Source organism: Orbaceae bacterium lpD02, from assembly GCA_036251875.1.
Taxonomy (GTDB): domain Bacteria; phylum Pseudomonadota; class Gammaproteobacteria; order Enterobacterales; family Orbaceae; genus Orbus; species Orbus sturtevantii.
This window is the reverse complement of sequence record CP133960.1, coordinates 2,634,482-2,654,108: the sequence shown is the minus strand read 5'-3', so window position 1 is coordinate 2,654,108 and position 19,627 is coordinate 2,634,482. Positions and strand designations below refer to the sequence as shown.

Below are 19,627 nucleotides of genomic sequence, written 5' to 3'. Positions count from 1 at the left end.
CTGCGTTATAGTTTGCCGGTTTTCTTTATCACTAGGGGTAGTTCATCGCTATCTGGTTGATAATAGAGTATCGTTAATCCATACTCTACTTGACTTAATTGATTCGCCTTAGCTATCGGTTTTTTCACCACTAATAATGTCCCCTCGTCACCCACTTGGCGATTTTGTTCTATGGCCTCTTGCTTATTTGGTCTCAGTTGCAATTGTAGCTGATTTGAACTAACAACATCAGCCTCCAGCTCAAGCTCCCTGATTGTATAAATTTGAGTTGGTATTGATTCAGTTGGCTCTTGCTGATTATAACTAAACGAGGTACCTATATCAAAATTAGATGTTTTAGGGTATAGCGTTACAGTTGGTAATTGGCGCACAGTTGATTGATTAATAAAATAATAGAGTGTAATTAAGCTATGTGAATCTTTAGCAAACACCACTTCACAAATAATATAGTCGTGTGGTTTATGAAAAGCAAAATTAGGAATTGCTAGATAAAGCTCAACATCAATGTCACCCGCACTCATTGCTGCGCCGAGTTGGTCAAACCTAGCCAGCGTCGGTTTCGATGATATTAGGCCATCAATCCCTTCAATGGCCAAAAAGTAATCATTTAAAGCATAACCAAATTTTGCTAGCGAGGTTTCTTCACCGTAAGCATCATACTTAAAATAGGCCAATTCGGCTTGTTGACCAAATTGAATCCGATTTAACCAATGCTCTATCGGCGTCCATCTATCTAAAGCATAGCTTTCTTCAACCAAATAATTTCCGAAAAGAACTAATAACAATCCTGCAATAATAGCCAAAGGGCTAGAACCAAGCAGCACTACCGCACCAAACACTTCCAAAATACCGCCTACTATTCTTTTTTTGTGATATTCCTTATTTTCAATATCCCCCATTAAAAAACTACTGCCAATTTCAGCCAACGCATTATAAATGGTTATCCCGGCAAAAATACGGTTTACCCCAAAACTAATGCCGTCCATAATCGCGATTTTCGCGGTGGTTTTGGCTAATAAATTAACGGATTTTGCCTCTATTTGCGTTAAAAGCCGACTATTTAAGTAGAGGATCCCCGACTGAGCGATCATATCAATGGTAGTCATCGTTAGCGAAGTTATATTAGTCAGTAGTGCCTTCTCATTAAGATACTCTTTTTCGGCGGGTTGCATTGTGCTAAGTTGCTTAATATTGTCGATAATGCTATTTATCGTTAAATAGCCGACAAAGCCATTAATTGCACCATTAATCATGAGTGATCGTTGTAGGTGCTGCACATTTGCTGTCGTTTGTTGTCGTAACTTTTCTAAATCTTGATACAGTTTACCTTTAGTTACACTATAGGCTAGTTCCTTTATATGTCGTTCTTGATGAAGATCGGTCTGTTGTTTATAGATTTTATCGTTAATGTTAGCATCTTGTTTTAGCTGTTCGCTCGTCGCAGATACTTTAAACTGCTCTTGCTCTAATTTGGCTAAATCAGCGGTCAGCGCCTCTGTTTCAGCATTGAGTTCATTAATTTTCTCGGCTGATTGGCTGACGCCTTGATTAACCGAATTCAATTGATTAGCAAAGTGTTGTTGTAATTTAGCCGGTAATTTCTCAGTAATAAATTTATTTAATTGATGTGGATTTAACACATTACCGTTAGCGATACCTTGTTCATTTAAAAACGTAATAAAAAGTTGATAAATTTCAGGGTTATTGAAACTAAGAGTAAATTTAAAATTAGCCATTTTACCTTCAGCGCTCAGTTCTTGATAAGATATGGGCATAGATTTTTGCCATACCAAACGTTCCGCAGTAGATAATTGACTGACATCACGAAATTGCATCATCTGCATTTCGGCTAACTTTAATGATAATACATCAATCGTACCGATTCTTGCTTTCGCTTGAAACTCAATACTAAACACGCCTTTATTAGCTAAGTATTGCATACCATGGAGCGGCACCAATCTAGAGCTAATCATCTGTTTATCATTGATTTTTAATATCTGAGCGGCTTCCTCAGTCATTAAGGTTGTCAGCCTAGTGTGAACCGCTTCAAATTGTGTTAATCGAGTACGTTCATTTATTAATGACTGATTGCTCGATTTTGTTGTTTCCATATCCATCTTCGTCGATTTAATGGCTTCTTGAACTTGAATTAGCCCCTCATTAATACGCTCTAAATAAACCCGATTTAATGCTGAGCTCTCGCGTAATTCATTAATTTTAAGCCTCAATCTATTGATTTCTGATTCTGAAAGAGCTTGCCGGTTTAACTGCCGATACTCTTCTTTGAGCTTTTTAAGCTCTTCTTGTTGTAAAACCATGTCCTCTTGTAATGAAATTTTTGCACCATTGATTTCTGCAAGTTGCTGTTCTCGTATGGCTATTTCATTTTCATAGGGTTTCAATTTTTCAGCATCAATGCCTATCACTAAAGAACCAATATTGGAAATCAAATTAGTTACAATGTCGCTAACACTGACTGCTTCATCAGTACCAATGTTTTTAAAGCTTTTATTAAGTAAATTAAAACCTGATTTATCTTGATATAACACCACATACAAAATACTTTCAGGATTGCTTTGTAACTCGTCCCAAAGGGCATAATGTTCATCTAAATAGGTAAGCTGAGTACCTGAATAGAGTATTTTATAAATAAGGGTTAAATTAAAGTTTTTATCACCAATTAAGCTAAAATTAAACTCACGGCGCCAAAACTGAGTTAGCTCAAAAGAACTTGGCTGTGTTGCTGCAAAGGTTGATATATTTTTTTTATTTGCTAATAATTTGTTAGTTGCTTGACCAAATAACCAGCGTGTATAAGTATAATAATCTACGGCATGTTTTTTGTAATGCTCAAGTAGCTTGTCATAATACGGCTGTAGCTCTTTTTCAAATTCATCTACGCGTTGCTGATTAATACGATCAGTTAATGCACCTACTTTCTCTTTTTTTTGCTTTTCTAAATACGTTTTTTTGTTAGATGCTTGCATATGAGCTTGAGATGGGCTCACTCTTCTTGCCGCAGATTGATGATTAGCTTGGTTATTATAGTCAGCAATTAATCGGGCTCGTTCAATATCGATTACTCGTTGCTCTTTAATGATTTGGCTATCATAGGATTGCCTCATGCCATTAATATATTTATCAGTATAGAGTTTAATTAAACGCTTTTTAAAAATATTATCGCTAAAGTATGCAAGCTTTTTTAGCTCTGGATTAACTGTTTTAAGGATGTTTTTAGCCCGAGCTTCAAAATATTTATCTTGTGAATTTTTATTAAATCGCCCCATTGCGGAAAGTGGCTCATAGGGCTCATTAATAATAGTTGGCTCTGGGGCATTAAAGTAGTAATCACAAAATTTAATCCGCTGGCCATTTAACTCTTCGGCAATAGCAAACAGATCCTCTATCACAATCGCTGATGAGCTAACGCTCTTATCTTTTTTATATAAATCATGGACATGACTGGCATAGCGTGTTCGCTCGGCTTGGCGGCTGTTAAATCCGTCAACCGAGTCAAAATACGGTAACGAATCTTTCGCAAAGCGAAATTCCAGCACTTTGCTCGGTGGGCTAACGTTATTGTCACCTAAATAGCCAAAAATATCGGCAAAAGGCACCGCTCGATTATTCGTTGCGGCCGACTGGTCTTGCTTGAACGTGGTTAAATCAACGTGGCTAAAGCGTGATAAAGCCGTTACATCTTGCTCGGTAAGGTAGCCATCAATCGTCTCTTTTGACCACGGCCGCTGGCTATAGCCAATCCAGGCCTCGGTATATTGTTGTTCATCAAGGTGGATAAATGCAGCCGGCACTGAATGATGCAAATTACGGCACGCTTTAGGTAACGGTCTTGGCTTGCTACCAGGTAAACTGTAGGCATTTTTTCTGCGCAACGCGCCGTCAATTGACTCATAAGCCTCTATGACTCGGCTAGCACTATCCGTACCATGTTGCTGCATCACATACACATAACCATCACGAATGGTTCTAAGAATATACTGGTAGTCGCTGAGTGTTTCATCAGGCATTCTACCGGTAAAATTAAGCTGCGCCATATAGTGCGCTAGCTCAAGATAAATCGGTTCACCATTAGGTGAGCCATCTGTTTTATTTTTAGCGATAATCGCTTGGCGCAGTAAAAAGACTTTTAGTCCATGGCGCTGACATGCAGCGCACTTTCCTTCCGCATCAGCGGCACATTGATTGGCGGTGGCTTGATTGTGTTTCATGTTATGTCCTTATCCCCCTCTACTGCGATTTATCGCGTAGAATAATGTTATCCCAGACCGATTTTGGGGTATCAATAAATCCTTGCGATAACGTGCCGGGCGAGTGTTTAGCCTGTTTTATCAGGGTGAGCGCCTCTTCATATTTGGCAAAATCGACGTTAACGCTAAGGCTAGTTAAGCCCCAGAATAAAATATCATTACTATTGGTTAAACCTAGCGTAATCGCTTGTTCAACCAAATGATGACATTGCAAAATAATACCATTAGCAAGCGGCAACCCTTGCTGGCTTGCTGGTTTTGTGCGGCTATTTGCCCAGGCAATAACCAGCGTTTGTGTCAGCTTTAAATGCGTTAATGAGTCAACTAACGCACGGCTCCAGTTAGTATCAATTACCTCATCGTTAATCGCAACGGGGTAAGGCGTTAATAGGCCTTGATGAATAGAAGGATAATAATAGCCTTCAATGGCAGATAATTGCGCTGATAGCCCGTTTTGGGTTTCAAGAGTGGCAACCTGTTGTAACAGTTCCAGCCGAAAGGGTTCAAAAAAAGGGTAAAAAGGCAGTTGTGCGCTATCCGCTATTTTATCGCCAATCGCAACCAGCTTTTCAGCCAGCGCTTTGGGCGCTAGCTCAGTTATAATAACCGCACAGAGATAGCGCTTTGGCCATAAACACTCTAGCGAAGCTTGCGCAGTAATATCGGTTATTATGGCCTTTTCAAGATACTTGGCAGGCTCGGCAAGGGTAATTAAGGTTGGGCAGACCTTTGGGTCATGGGATAAGTCGCTACGTAGCACATTGGCGATATTTTTTTCACCAACCGTGTTACGTAATGAGCGCTGTGAAAGCGGACTTTCATCTTGTAACGCCACCAAATTATCTACCAATAAGTAGCGGTACTTAAAATAGTGTTCATAAGCATTTAATTTATTTAACATCTTAGCTTATCTCTGCACACGGCTTAATCGATAATTCACTGCTTTTAAGCTCTAACTCATCAGGTTGCAATGTCGCCGGCCCCATTTTTTGCAGCGCTGCCGCTTTTATGGTGACATTAGCCGATGTGCCCAGCTCTATTCCAGAAGGATCCACTTTAATATAGGCGCCATCACTAATGAGTACTATCTCTTTACTCGCTGTAATGGTAATACTGCCGTCTACACTGTCAATCGTCACATCTTGCTTGGCGGCGATAGCCATGGCATCGTTTTGGGCTTGTAGCTCGACTTGACCTTGGTTAGCCAGTAGCTTGATGCCCGCTTTATGAGCGAAGATACCGACTGCCTCAGATGAGGCTAAGGTGATGTTTTTTAGCGCGCTAATATCAGTTTGCTGCTCACTGGTTAGGCTGATGCTGTTGCCACTGGAGAGCTGGATATTTTCATCACTGGTTAAGCCAATACCGGCTGGTGCGTAAGCAATCATGCCCGCTTCGGTTAACTGGTTGAGTGCGCTTTGTAGCTGCTGTTGACTGTCGATATCAGCGGGGTGTGCCTGCGCGGTATTCGCGGCATTTTGTAGCGCTTTGGCAATCGATAAGGCGTTTTCCAGCTGAGCAATCGCACCTTGCATATCGAGCTGCTGACCTTGCGCTTGTGGCTCGCTTTGTGCGCTTAGGTATAAACCTTTGTTCGCGCTAATGGCGCCCCACTCATCACTGCGCAGCTCAAAGCCATGGCCGCGTTGCTCTCTGTTTTGATTAACTAAGTGGCCAAGGTTAAGCTGGCTTTTGCCGTACTCAGTCGCCAGTTTGATATGCTCTTGCCCACGTTTATCATCCATCCGCAGTTTGTTGTTAGCTGGCGTTCGCAGCACATTGCGGTGTTTATTGATAGTCGTGACAGGGTCAGGATGTGTGCTGTCATGCATGGCATGGGCGATATACGGTCTATCTGGGTTACTATCGGTAAAGGCGATAGCCACCTCGGTACCATCGATTAAGGGGAAGTGAAAACCATAAGTGTCACCAGCATACGGTTTTGCCAGCCTCACCCATAAGCTCTCTTCACCGCTGCGCCAGGTTTTTAAGTCAAAATCAAACTTAACTCGGTAACGCCCCATGGTGTCAATATAGCCATAGGTGTCATTATCCGGGCTAGTCACCCGCGCTGGCAGTGTGCCGGTCACTTGCGGCCACGGTAACGGTGCCGGGCGATACGGCTTTAATACGTTATACGGCATAGCAGTAAACTTAACGTGATAGGCCTCGCTGCGGTCACCATAGCACTTGGTCGATAAAATCACTATCCCTTCACTGATGCCGTTGATCGGGCTACCGCTAATAATCAGCCGTTGCCCCGGGGCTAAGTGGTAGTCATTGGCCTTACCGTGAATAATAATCTGTTCACTAATCTGCTGCTGATGGCGAATTTTGGCATACCAACTGCCGCTTTCAATAATGTTGTCATCGCCTTTACGTTTAAAGTGCTCACCATAGCGGTAATCAGTGCCGGCGGTGGTGGTAAGTTTTGGTTGGCTGTTAACTAATGAGTATCTATCGGTTTGTGCCTCGCGGTAGTTGTCATCATGGACAATCACCTGACGCGCTACGCTTTTGCTGGCAAACTGTAACTCCCACACGCTATCACGCGCCTTATCCGCCATGCCACTCGGTAACGTGTAACCAAGACTGCCGACGTCCTCAAAACCGTGTTCGTAATCACTTAATACTAATACATCACAGTTGTGTTCGGCGTGACTTTCAAAGCGTAGCCATATACCGACATCGGCCAGTAAACGCTGAATAAACGCCAGGTCGCTCTCTTGCCATTGGGTGATAAACTCCCGGGCTGGGTAGCTGTCTTTTAACGCTAAGCGGTAATCGACGCCAGTAAAACCATGACGGCGCAGCACCGCTTCCACCACGCTGACCACACTTTGGTTTTGGTAAATCGCGCTGTTGTGGTCATTAGCAAATAGCGCCAGTCGTGGCTGCAGTACCAGCCGATAATGCGCTTGATCTTTATTAACCGATAGCTGACTAAACTCAGTCACCACGCCATATAAGGTGCGCGGCATGGCCGGTTTATCGAGTGAGCTAATGTGCGTCACCTGCTCAAGTAAGTTGGGAGCTAAGAAGCTAAACTGGGCTGGCTGGTTAAGCACGCTATCGATCGAGATATGCGGGTCAAGACTCGTGACAATAATCTCGTAACGCCAAGGCTGATTGAGGGCTTCATTACCGTGTACCGATAAGACCGAGAGCGCGGATGATAAGCCTGACAGCGTCACTGCGTACTTATTATGTTGCTGGGCGCTAAGTGCGTTGGTAAGTGGATCTAATGCAGTATCAAGACGGCTGGCCATGGGGTAACTCCTTTTATCTTTATTCTATTTTTATTATTGCTTTATTCCATTACGATTACATTTTTAAAGCAAAAACGTAAAATAGTAAAATTACGATATTTTGCCCCAATTGGCAACTCTTTATTTTAGTTAGACAATGACTTAGTAACGCTACTGAGTAAGCGAACAGCGCAACACTATTTTGCGCATAGCGCCCATCAAGCCATGAGATGACCAATATATGAAAATAAATGCGAAGTTAGCGTTTGGTGATTAAATAAACACCACGCCGCGTTTAAACGACTGAAATTTGCACATAAAAAAGCCCAATACACTGTATTGGGCTTTGGCGTTAAGCATGAGCGTTACCTTTTGTCGTTTTGCTATTGATTTGACAGCTTATAGCAAAACGGGTAATGCTCTCTTAGCTAGATTTAATCAGTGCTATACAGATAATATAAAGCATCAATCGTTATATCGTCTGCCGCTTCAATCGAGCCTGATAGGTTATTGACCATTGTGGCTCTGCCTGTGATTGTTCCGTCTTCATTAAGGTCTTTGCCTATATTAATGGCTCCACCACTATATATTGTACCGTCTGTGTTATTGAGCATATTTAGCGCAAGGTTCATATTGTTAGCTGACTTGATTTTTCCGCTATTATCAATTTGCTCAGCATTAATCGTTAAATCACCTTTTGCTTCAATGGTGCCTGATTGGTTGTTGATTGATTGGGATTTGCCCGTAACACTTATAGTATAGTCAATCAATTTTCCAGAAGCGTCACTAATTATGCCAAATGCTAGATATTTCCCGATGCCAAGTACCCCACCACTACTTATTTTGCCATTAGCAGAGTTATCTAACATATTGACTGCAATAAGTAGGTCTTTATCCGCCTCTATCGTGCCACTATTAACAATTTTACCCTCATTTGAATAAAGTGTATTCGCGTCATCATCTTCTAAATAAATCATGTCAGCAGTAGTTATGTACATGTCGCCATATGACTTTATATTACCTTTATTATTAAAATTAGTAGCAACAAGATCCATATCCACATTACTGATGATATTTCCTTCGTTATAAAAATCTTTGACCTCAATCCCCATCGAATAATCTGAATATAATTGGTTTTGAGCTAGAAAAATAATATCGCCAGTATTGACCATTCGAGCGACACCTTGCTCTCCACCATAGTGATGACCGTCATTAAAATTTATCAGTCTATTTGCGGTCATGGTACCTGAGTTATAGATATCACTATAAGCCACTTCTAATCGATTGCCGGCAAAAATAGTCCCACTATTATAAAATTTTTCTGCACCTTCTAAATAAACACGGACATTATCATTTTTACCTATAATCGTGCCGCTATTAATAACGCCTTTTTTGGCAGCAAGTTCAATTGCTGTAAATTCAGTATCACTGCTTGCAATACTAATCTCTCCTTCATTGACCACCTCATCATTGGTATAAACGCGTATACCATTATTGTACCACCTCTGGCTAGTAAGATAATAACCCTCTTCAGCTTGTATATCATTCTCACCATAAAGAGGAACATCACCGACATATTTCGATGAATAAATCGATAAACTGTTCGAATTACTGTTAATGGTTATTTTATTGCCATTAGATTCCAGTGTATTGCCTTGCATAGGGTCAGCTAGATACATCTTACCAGTATTGGTGATTTTACCTGTCGTTGCAATAGAAATAGTTTGTTTATCACCATACGCACCCAGTGTTCCCGCATTACGCACACCCACCCCTGACTCAGTGCTGGTCATTTTAATTTTATTGGCGTACATTCCACCTAAAGCGGCAACATCTATCGCTAACTGCGGTTTAGCATCATCACTATAAATTTTTTCTACTGTGACGCTATCGTAGGCGTCTCCTTTATAATTAGTAGATATCTCATGTTCGACTTTATTTTTACCCGCCACAACTGCTAGGTTATTGGCGTATAGTTGACCATTAATATTTACTGTGCGAGCAATTAAACCAGTATAATCTTGTTCACGGCTATCAAACTCACCATTAATGGTAATATTACCTTGTTCAACATGATAACCTTGTAAATCACCGTCCTCACCGATAATAGCGCTACCGGTAGTCAGGGTTGCTCTATCCGCATTAATAAAGCCACAACCATTACAGGTAATCCCCGCTGCATTAGCGATAACCACTTGGGCTTTTTGCCCAGCGACTTCGATTTTACCGTTCAGTTGGCTGGCATTAGCTGAGTTAATTTCATTTAAAATGACTTTAGCACCGCCAGAGTTAGCTAAGTTACTATTACCGGCAATATTGCCACCAAGCTGAGTGTTTGATGACTGCGCGCTATTATTTAAAATTACGCCTTCTTTTGATACATCAAATTGGTTGTATTTATTGTGTGAAACGCCTGCTCCGTTCGCTTCTTGAATATTGACTACCGTTGGACCATTTGGACGCTCGATAATAGTCGGGCGCTGTGACTGCGCAGCGTTGTTATCGGCAATAATGGTGCTGGCCTGAGTTTGGGTTACGACACTAACCATACCGAGAGCCACAAAAGTTAAAAAGCTCAGTGGTTTTAATGCGGCAGTCACTTTATCACGGCTAGTTGTGCTGGTGGCTTTTTGGCTGCTACGCCCTTCACCTTGGTGACGCTTAACGATTTCCGCTACCACCATCATGATGCCGCGCGCTTTGTTAAAAATAATGCGATAAAAATGTTTATTCATAATTGATTCCGTTTGTATCTGTGTTTACTCGTGTAACGAGTTACACTAAGTTTGTCACCTAATAACTAAAGCTTATATTAAACCCCAAGGTGACATCATGGGCTTTAAATCCTTTCGGTTTATAAATCGGCAAGCGAATAACCCGCCTATCTAATATATTGATTTTATATGGACATTTTCATTAATCTTAACGCCATCATAAAAGTGCGAATATTATTACAAAAATGACTCAAAGTGAAACAATTTTACAATTATTAATTTGATTGGTTGGTAGACAAAAATATGCTAAGAATTGAACGGTTATTGCAGAAAAAGAAAGCGCGAGTTGGAGAATAAAAAACCCAATACGTTGCATTGGGCTTTGGGTTAATGGTGTCGGCTTGTTTTACGCATAAAACAACTTGAAACTATTTTGTTTATAGCGATTAAAATGCTTTTTCCCTCAAAAGCCTTTTAGGTTTTTTGGTAGTTTTGCTTGTAGCCTTTTTAGGATAGGGCCATTCCCATTATGACCCCTTACCATTAAAAAATTACCTTCAAAACCCTTTCCCCTTGATGCAATTTCTATTAAAACGAATTACCCTTGCTTTGCGCCATTTAACGCTTTTTGAGCCGTTTTGTTGAGCATTGAGACAATTTCTTCACTGACATGCAAAATCTGCTCTGAAACATGTGCATTACACACACCACGAACTTGCTCAAGCATCCAACGTTTATTCCGGCGATTGGAAATGACACCCAGTGTTGCCCTCTCATCTATGCGTTCAGGTGCGTCGACACAACTAATCGAAAATATTTTATAGGCATTACACTTAGCATGGTTGATATAACTCTGTATGTAGCGGTGCATTTGCATACCTTCAATCTTATGTTTAAATTCAGCGTAAGCTATTAAATAAATTATTAAAAGTTAATTTAACAATACTGTATAAATAATATCATTTCAGATATCATCTGATTTTGCGAAAATAAACTGTTTTAAAAATTGTTCCACCCGAATATTTACCTTGAATAAAGGTAACGTAATGCCATCTTGTTTTTCAAAATAGACCTTAGCTTTATCTCTATCAACGGTCTCTTTTAATGCATCAAAGCGACCAAAGTTGTTAAGATTTGTTTCATTAACACTATCTGCCATTAATGCTATAAGTCGCTTTTTATCTAAACCCAGTGCATCAACCACTTCGTTCAATTGAGCATTTTCAGCACTGTTTTTGTAGGTGTTGATGTAATCTCTAAACGTATATTCGTCAATTAACCGAGCATCGCCACGCTGCAAGTCATGTAAAAAAAGCTTGGCATACTTTTGTTCACTTTGAGTGAGTGAGGCAAATGATTTGTGCAGTTCATTTAGTGTTGTTTCAATATTTGCCGGGTTTTGATGTTCACCTAGCTCTTTTAAATATTTATCAAAGCGGCTGTTCATGTAGTCGGCATCAATTTTACCGGTATCGATTTCGGTTAAATAGCCATTGATATCAAAAGGGATATCACCGCCACTTGAGCCAATGCCGTCTCCTTTGCTAGCGAGCTCTTTATAACGCAGAGCGAGGCTCAAATAACCTTGCTCATCGATATTTAGCGTGACGTCATATTCCTTATCATTTTCAGTAAATGAATAGACTAACTGCTTCCAGTTAAAACCTTGCACTTTAGCGGCTTCTAAGTGCTGATTAAACGTATTATATAATTTAGCAAATTTAGCGCAGGCATCAATATCATCAGGTAACTTTTCATAATCCCCTACACCAGCACCAACAAATAGTTCAGTTATGTTAGCCACTAATTCATTCATCACTTTCAGATTACTTTCTAATCTATCAACAAATAAACCAATCGGTTTATCGCCCGAATAGAGTTTTACCGCATCATTGATGTTCCGCTCCATCGTGTGCGGATAGCGATAGTATCGAATAATGCCGTGCGGTTTGTCAGGGCCAAATAAGCGATTGGTGCGTGAGAATGCCTGAATAATATCTTGATATTTAATCACTTTATCTAAATACAAGGTATTAAGCCATTTAGAATCAAATCCAGTAAGCATTTGGTTGACGACAATGAGTAAATCTAATTGTGCTGACGGCTCGGTATGTATACGCTCATAAGGTTTTTTATGCGCAAGGCGTAAGGATAAATCTTTTTTAAAGGCACCATGGCGGGCAAAATCAAAATCATGACCATAACGTGCATTATAATCAGCCATGATTTCATCGAGTCCATCGCCTTTAAAAGTCGGGCCTCGCTCATCGCCACCATCGTTATCGATGTTCGGATCAAATAGCGCCGAGACTTTAAGTTCAGGTTTAGCTATTTTTAAAAGGCGGTAATAATCAATCGCTTCGGTAATGCTACTTGTTGCCAAGATAGCGTGAAATTTATTACCTTGGCTGAGTACATCCCACTTATCTAAGATGTCATTTACCACCTTTTCTTGGTGTGTTTCGGTTAAATATTGGCTTTTAGGTACATAATCTTCAATGCCTTTATGGTATTGCCCTGTCGCATCTTGATAACCCGCCATAGGCAGGTCATTCATAAAGTAATTAAATTTTTCTTTTTTAGCGGGGTCTGCCATCGCCTCCATCACTGAGCTAGCCTTGGCTTGCTCAAGCGCCACAGCTTGCCTTAAATCACTATCTCTAAAGGTGGTAACTCGATAAGGGTCAAAACCGAGTACATTACCATCACGGATCCCATCGGCGATACTATAACGGTGAAGCTCGTTACCAAACACATCAGCGGTAGTATTGCGATTAATTTGATTTTCGTCATGAATCGGCGTACCAGTAAAACCAAAGAAGAGCGCTTTGGGAAGTCCTTTTTTTATTATTACCAACATACCTTCTTTATTTTCTTTGCCGCCACTCATAGTTGATCGATGAGCCTCATCGATAATAAACACCAGGCGCTTAGCGCGAATTTTTTCAATGTCCGCTGAGTTTGTCGCAACGCCTTTATCCTCTACCGCTTCAAAAATATTACTCATTTTCTGAATCGAGCTCACAATTAAGGTATCGGCAGGAGAGCTGCTTTTTAATTTCGTAATAAGAGCATGTGTATCTTCGGTCGCTTGAACATCTTCACCATCGCTTGCAAAACCACGGTATTCCGTAAGTGACTGGGTACCGAGTTCAATCCTGTCCATTAAAAAAATGACTTTATCGGCATCTTTAGACTGCGCAATTAATTGGGCTGATTTAAAGCTGGTCATGGTTTTCCCTGAGCCCGTGGTATGCCACACATAACCGCCTAACCGTTCAGGGTTGTTTGCCGCGCTACCCAACTGTTGCCAGTTGGTTTTGGCGACTTTGTCCGATATCGCATTAGCCGCATAATACTGATAACTGCGCATCACTTTCAGCACGCCATCAGTGTTATCAGCAACGGTATAAAAGCCAATTAACTGATGCGCCATCGGAATGGAAAGCAAGGTCGAGGCAATAACTTTCCAGTCGTTCATCGGCTCATTATTAAAATCAGCCCAGTTAAATTGATAGTCGGGATTAAATTTACCCTCTGATCCGGGACTTGCAAAGTATTTAGCTTCATTTGGCTCGATTGCCACAAACACTTGGATCAGCGAAAACAGGCCACTGAATATACCCTCTTTACTGTATTTTTCAATCTGGTTAACGGCTTGACTAACCGGAATACCGCTGCGTTTTAACTCGATATGAATAACGGGCATACCGTTAATCAGTAACAATACATCACCGCGTCGGTCGTTACGCAAAGGACTACCGCGTTCAAATTTAGGCTGCTGCACTATTTGGTAACGGCTTTGACCTGCTGCAATTTCTTGGCGGTCGTATATTTTTAAACCCACCTCTTTGCCAAAATGCAAGGTATCAGCCGGATTATCACGCTTAATTGCCACGGTTTTACCATTAATAAACCCATTTAGCTTGAGCGGCGTTTTTAGCGCTTTGATTTGCTCAATGATTTGCTGCATTTCACTGTCGGTCAATGGCACATCATTTAAGCGGTCTCGCTGACGATTATTTTCAAACAAAATGGTCGCCCAGTTTTGCAGTAATTCGGCTTCCGTTTTATTTTTGAGAATTTCAGGCTCCCACCCTTTATGGGTAAGTACCTCAATAAAAGCCTGCTCAAATTGTGCTTCAGTTTTAAAAGTGGTCATCCGTTACTCTCCCTAGACAAACATTTTACTCAAGCAGGCCTGCTTGATATTATTGAGTTTTGTGATTTGTTGTTGGTGTTGGTTAATTAGAGCATCGAGTTTTTGAAAGTAGTTGCCGATGGCTAGTTGTTCCTCAGTATCTGTAGAAATTATAAGCTCGAGATTCATCATTACCCCAGCATTGAGTTTCGCTCTACCACCACCAACTAAAAAAGGCTCAAAATCTACGTTATTTAACGCATATTTTAAAAATATATTTGAATTATCTTCCTTTGCTTTTAATACATGAGCATGGTTATTGACCCATACTTTTCCATTCACATAATGAATAGGATAATGTTTAAGATCATTAGCCCCATCTTCAGCTAAAAGAATATATTCACCATCATGGGTATAGCCTTCAACATAGTCTTGAATACCATTTGCACCATAATAAGGAATAATTCCGGCTATGCGATCTTTTGTTGTAACTGCTATTCTTAAATTATCATATTTATTAACAATCTCTGATAGCACAGTTTCTTTCCACTCATCACTAAACCCTTTAAAACGGATCTCAGGAATAGTTTCACCTTGTTTGGGGAACATCTTTTCCAACATGGCTTTTTTGATATTACTCAGCTTGTCATGCTTTTGTTGATGCTGGTTGATTAGGCTGTCGAGTTTTTGAAAGTAGTTACCAATGGCGGTTTGTTCTTTTTCATCCTTAGGAAAAGCAACTAATTGATCATGAACATCGTTCCTATTTAAAGTCGGAACACCACTTCCTGTACCAAATTTTTTTATGTCCAACTTAATATAAAGATAGTAAATAAAAAGAGGTACGTTTTTATAGAAGTTTGTCACCCAAAGTGAAGTATTATGTGGCCAATAATCGACATCAATATAATGGATATTTCCAATCGTTCCCGAACGACCAGTGACAACGCCTGGTGCTTTAGCTTGAAATGCATTATGAAAACCGTTTACTCCATTCGACATTACAACAGGATACACACCAGCATTCATTTCACTTTTTGGTAAATCGAACCCCCTTTGCAAAGGAGCAACATTTGATATATTTTCTTGAATCCACTTTCCACTAGATTTTCTAAACCGAATCTCTGGCACCATCTTATCCACTCTCATCTTATTCACCTTTCAATAAGCTAGTAAGTTCAACCAAGCCCTGCATATCAAACTCATTACCCGTGAGCTCAAGCGTCATCTCTGCTAGCTCTTGTTCGGTGTTTTTTATCTCACTTGCTACTTGTGAATAAGTAACGGCATATTTATCGGCAAGGGCTTGTACTTGGCTGGTTAGTTGGGTGATGACCGTGTTTGGCATATCTGCAAGCTCTTTGCCAAGCGGCATAATCCATTTGAGTTGCAACAGATGATTCACTTGTTCATCAGTTAAGGATTCAATGGTAGCTTTAGTTTTTAAATGTAACGCCGTAGTTGCATCTTTCACTGACTTTTTCAATACCTTTTCTTCATCAATAAGCTGGTTGGCAAGGATAATTTTGGCCTCATAGCTCTCTTCTGCAAACTTAGTTTTACTATCCTGTTGTTCTTTCAAGAACGTTTTAGCCGTTTTGTTTACTTCAGCAGCGGCAAAGCCGTCCTGACTCTCTTTTACGGTATCGGATTCTTTTTCCTCTTCAGTGAAAGACTCAAAAATCTCTTCGAGCGAGCTTGCAATTTCTGCTAGGCGGGTTTCATCAGCGGCTAAGGTATGCACATCATCGCTGAGGTATGTTTGCTGAACTAAATCAAAAGGCAATATATGCCCTTTCCAGCCCTCTTGCACTTCTGCCTCTTGTCCATTTTTTTTCTTTATCACCATATTAGGGTCAACAAGTCTGGTCGCCGCAAAGCCTTCAGTTTGCATCATTTCTAAATCGGCGCTGATGATTTGCCATTGATTATTTAAATACTGGTAAGCTTGGTATTTGTCGATTAAGGCTATCGGAGCTAAGCGGGTAAATAGCTCTGTGCTTAATATCGCTTCTTGTTGGTTGCGTGTTACGCTTTGCCAGTTTTGTATTAACTGAGTATTTAGGTAGTCATCAAAACCATTAAAAGTCCCATTGTAAGCACTAATAAATGTCAACACTTCTGCGTGCTCACTAATGCAGGCATGGACATGTTGTTTATCAATCGCAAGCGCGCTATAAGCCGCTGATTTTGGTGTAAATAGCGTATCATGCAGCTGCGGAAAGGATTGCCAATAATTGTGTAACTCAGCAATTTCACTGTTTGGGATACCGCCCAGCATGGTCGCATGTAAGTCCCAGCTCTCAGGTGCCGCAGCGGAATCGACATAGCGCGGGATATTGAGATTGTAGCCATTATCGCATAGGGTCTGCTTGGTCACTAATTTTGCGAATTTATCGATACTTTGACGGTTAATTACCGCATCCGTAATACGTTTAATATCACACGCTTGTAGCTTATTATTTTTACCTTCTTTGATAAAGTGCTTAGAGGCATCAATTACCAAGACATCGGTATGTTGACGTTTCCGCTTGAGCACCAATATGACGGTTGGAATACCGGTGCCAAAAAAAATGTTAGCAGGTAAACCAATAATGGTATCAATATGATTTTGCTCAATCAGTTGCTTTCTAATTTCACCTTCTTCACCACCACGGAACAACACACCATGTGGCAATACAATGGTCATGATGCCACCCGGCTTTAAGTGGTAGAGGTCGTGCAGTAAGAAAGCAAAATCGGCTTTGGTTTTAGGTGCAAGACCAAAATGGGAGTAACGTGGGTCATTTTCTTTAAAACTCGGATCCCAGCTTTGTGAGTAAGGTGGATTAGATACCACTGCATCAACATATAAGGTGTGATAAAAGCCTTGTGGATCACTTTCATCAAAGTATGGCCAGTCGTCCTCTAATGTATCGCCATTGCGCGTTTTAATGTTACTGGCTTTAATTCCACGCATGATAAGGTTCATACGGGTTAAGTTATACGTATTGGCTTTTAACTCTTGGGCATAATAGGTAATGCTATCTTTATTTTTAGCATACTGTCCAACTGCTTCACCAATATTAATCAGGAGTGAACCTGAGCCCGAAGTGGGGTCATAAATTTCAATGGTATCTTTATCTTTTAACTCATGAGCAATGATATTTGACATCAGCACGGATACTTCATGAGGCGTATAAAACTCACCCGCTTTTTTACCCGCATTGGCCGCAAATTTTTCAATCAAGTATTCATAAATGTAACCAAGCACATCATACCCTTGATTTGCATTCATCGGGATACTTTTAATTAGGTGAAGTAGGTCACTGATAGCTTTGGTGCGCTTCCCTGCACTTTCGCCTAGTTTGCTTAAACCGGTTTCTAAGGTGGTGAAAATACCTTCAAACAGCTTCTTATACGTGGGTGAAATCAAACGGTTAAATGCCGATAGCGCATCTCGTACATTTGACTCATCAAAATCTGAGGATGACGCAATCCACGTAGAAAATAGATTATCATAGGCAATAAAGTAGCCTAGATTACTTTGCACAAACTCAACAGTTTCGGTATCTTTTTCGCTAAGTGCTTTGATATCGTTAGTTGTCATGCCTTCTTTGGTCACAAACTGTACCAGCTGGTCGCTTAGGTATTTGTAGAAGATAAAGCCGAGGATGTAATCTTTGTATTCATTCGCTTCAATTTTAGAGCGCATCTGGTTAGCCGATTCCCAAATTTTAGCAGCCAGTTGTTGTTTATTCATATTCCTATCTATACCTGTGGTCATTCGTGCGTTTTCATTAAAGACCATCCTATCATAAATTATTTTAGAGGAGTACCTAGCAATTAAGCACCACTTTTGCCAAACAGCCGCCCATTCCGTTAGTTAATTCATTCCATATTTGACATAACTCATTACCATAATAATAATCTTTTTGAACCCTATTACCTGTAACGGTATACAAAATTTAAGCCCGTCCGTTATCGCTATAGCAGCCAGATGGATGAAATAGTTAATTACTGTATTAACAATCAAGACCAATGCAAGCATCTTTACCCAACCCTTGAAAAGTTAGGCTTATATTACGGCAGTAACACCTATAATAAGGATGATGTCAAATTTAGTGCGGCGTTAAAAGAGTATAGAAGTCTTAATTCTCAGGTATTTCAATAGTCTCCATTACTTTAAAACCTATTTATTTCAACCTGATAAAAACGTTCATTTCAAACGTAAATTTTTATCAGGTTTACAGTCCTACTAAAAATTTTTAAAAAATACCTTTCATTCCTTCTGGAGTATAACGTTCACCGCTTACTTGTATTTTGTTTTTTAAACCATCAAGGATTGCAACGTCTTCTGGTTCAAGCTTAATAAAAGTAGCCTTATTATTTTCTAATAAATAAGATTCTTTTTTTGTACCAGGTATTGGTACGATACTATTCCACTGAGCTAATAACCAAGCAAGTGCAATTTGCCCGTGTGTACAATTATATTTGATAGTCATAGGCTTTATTATTTTTAATAGTCTTTTATTTTGCTCGATATTTTGATCTGAAAATCTTGGGTTTGTTCGTCTGAAATCACCTTCCGCAAAATCACTACTAGATTCATATTTTCCTGTCAAAAAACCTCTTCCAAGTGGTGAGTAAGGTACTAATCCAATATTAAGTTCTTTTAATACAGGTAGGAGTTCATCTTCTATATCTCGAGTCCACAATGAATATTCAGTTTGAACGACATCAACTGGGTATGTTTTATGTGCTCTTTTAAGTAAATCAACAGGGACTTCACACAAACCAACTCTCGCTATTTTACCTTCTTTTACCAAAGAAGCTAATGTATGCATTGTTTCTTCTATTACTGCATCGCGACTAATTCTATGGATATAATAAAGATTAATTTGCTCAACACCTAATCTGAGTAACGATTCATCACAGCATTTTCTTATATATTCAGGACTATTATTTATATTCCGAGAATAACCCGACGACTCACTACGATCAATTCCACACTTTGTTGCGATAGTCAGTTGTTGCTTTTGTTGCGAACTTAATTGGTCAAGAAATTTACCTATTAATGTTTCATTGTGACCACGCCCATACATATCCGCAGTATCGATTAGACTCACTCCTTGATCAACGACTTTATGAAGTAGGTCTAACGATGATTTATCATCCGCTGGCCCATAAAATTCACTCAGTCCCATTGCCCCAAAACCTATTGCGGATACGTTAAGAAATTGTCCTAATTTTCGTTGTGGTAATTTTGTATGCATA

The 19,627-nt window shown here is 40.1% G+C and carries 9 protein-coding genes; all 9 read right to left on the bottom strand.

The window, feature by feature from the left end; translation table 11 throughout:
- Window positions 1-5 precede the first annotated feature (5 nt).
- Window positions 6-4,229 carry a hypothetical protein gene (locus tag RHO12_11695; protein ID WVD66016.1) on the bottom strand — a complete coding sequence of 1,408 codons (4,224 nt, stop codon included), beginning with the start codon at window positions 4,227-4,229 and terminating at the stop codon, window positions 6-8.
- A gap of 19 nt (window positions 4,230-4,248) precedes the next feature.
- Window positions 4,249-5,169, bottom strand: coding sequence for a hypothetical protein (locus tag RHO12_11690; protein ID WVD66015.1), 921 nt, complete (start codon window positions 5,167-5,169; stop codon window positions 4,249-4,251).
- 1 nt (window position 5,170) lies between these two features.
- Window positions 5,171-7,537: a type VI secretion system tip protein VgrG gene (gene vgrG / locus RHO12_11685; GenBank protein ID WVD66014.1), complete on the bottom strand. Its 2,367-nt coding sequence runs from the start codon at window positions 7,535-7,537 to the stop codon at window positions 5,171-5,173.
- A 413-nt stretch (window positions 7,538-7,950) separates the two neighbouring features.
- Window positions 7,951-10,251 (bottom strand): filamentous hemagglutinin N-terminal domain-containing protein, encoded by a 2,301-nt coding sequence (locus RHO12_11680; GenBank protein WVD66013.1) that lies wholly within the window; start codon window positions 10,249-10,251, stop codon window positions 7,951-7,953.
- A 577-nt stretch (window positions 10,252-10,828) separates the two neighbouring features.
- Window positions 10,829-11,101 carry a hypothetical protein gene (locus RHO12_11675; protein WVD66012.1) on the bottom strand — a complete coding sequence of 91 codons (273 nt, stop codon included), beginning with the start codon at window positions 11,099-11,101 and terminating at the stop codon, window positions 10,829-10,831.
- Window positions 11,102-11,194: 93 nt separating this feature from the next.
- Window positions 11,195-14,392, bottom strand: a complete 3,198-nt coding sequence (locus tag RHO12_11670) for an HsdR family type I site-specific deoxyribonuclease (protein ID WVD66011.1) — start codon at window positions 14,390-14,392, stop codon at window positions 11,195-11,197.
- A gap of 12 nt (window positions 14,393-14,404) precedes the next feature.
- The gene (locus RHO12_11665; GenBank protein ID WVD66010.1) at window positions 14,405-15,520 is read right to left on the bottom strand and encodes a restriction endonuclease subunit S; all 1,116 of its coding nucleotides are present in this window, start codon (window positions 15,518-15,520) and stop codon (window positions 14,405-14,407) included.
- Window position 15,521: 1 nt separating this feature from the next.
- Entirely contained in the window at window positions 15,522-18,113 is a 2,592-nt protein-coding gene (locus tag RHO12_11660; protein ID WVD66009.1) for a type I restriction-modification system subunit M, read from the bottom strand.
- A gap of 505 nt (window positions 18,114-18,618) precedes the next feature.
- On the bottom strand, window positions 18,619-19,626 hold the full coding sequence (locus RHO12_11655) for an aldo/keto reductase (GenBank protein WVD66008.1): 1,008 nt from the start codon (window positions 19,624-19,626) through the stop codon (window positions 18,619-18,621).
- Window position 19,627 lies beyond the last annotated feature (1 nt).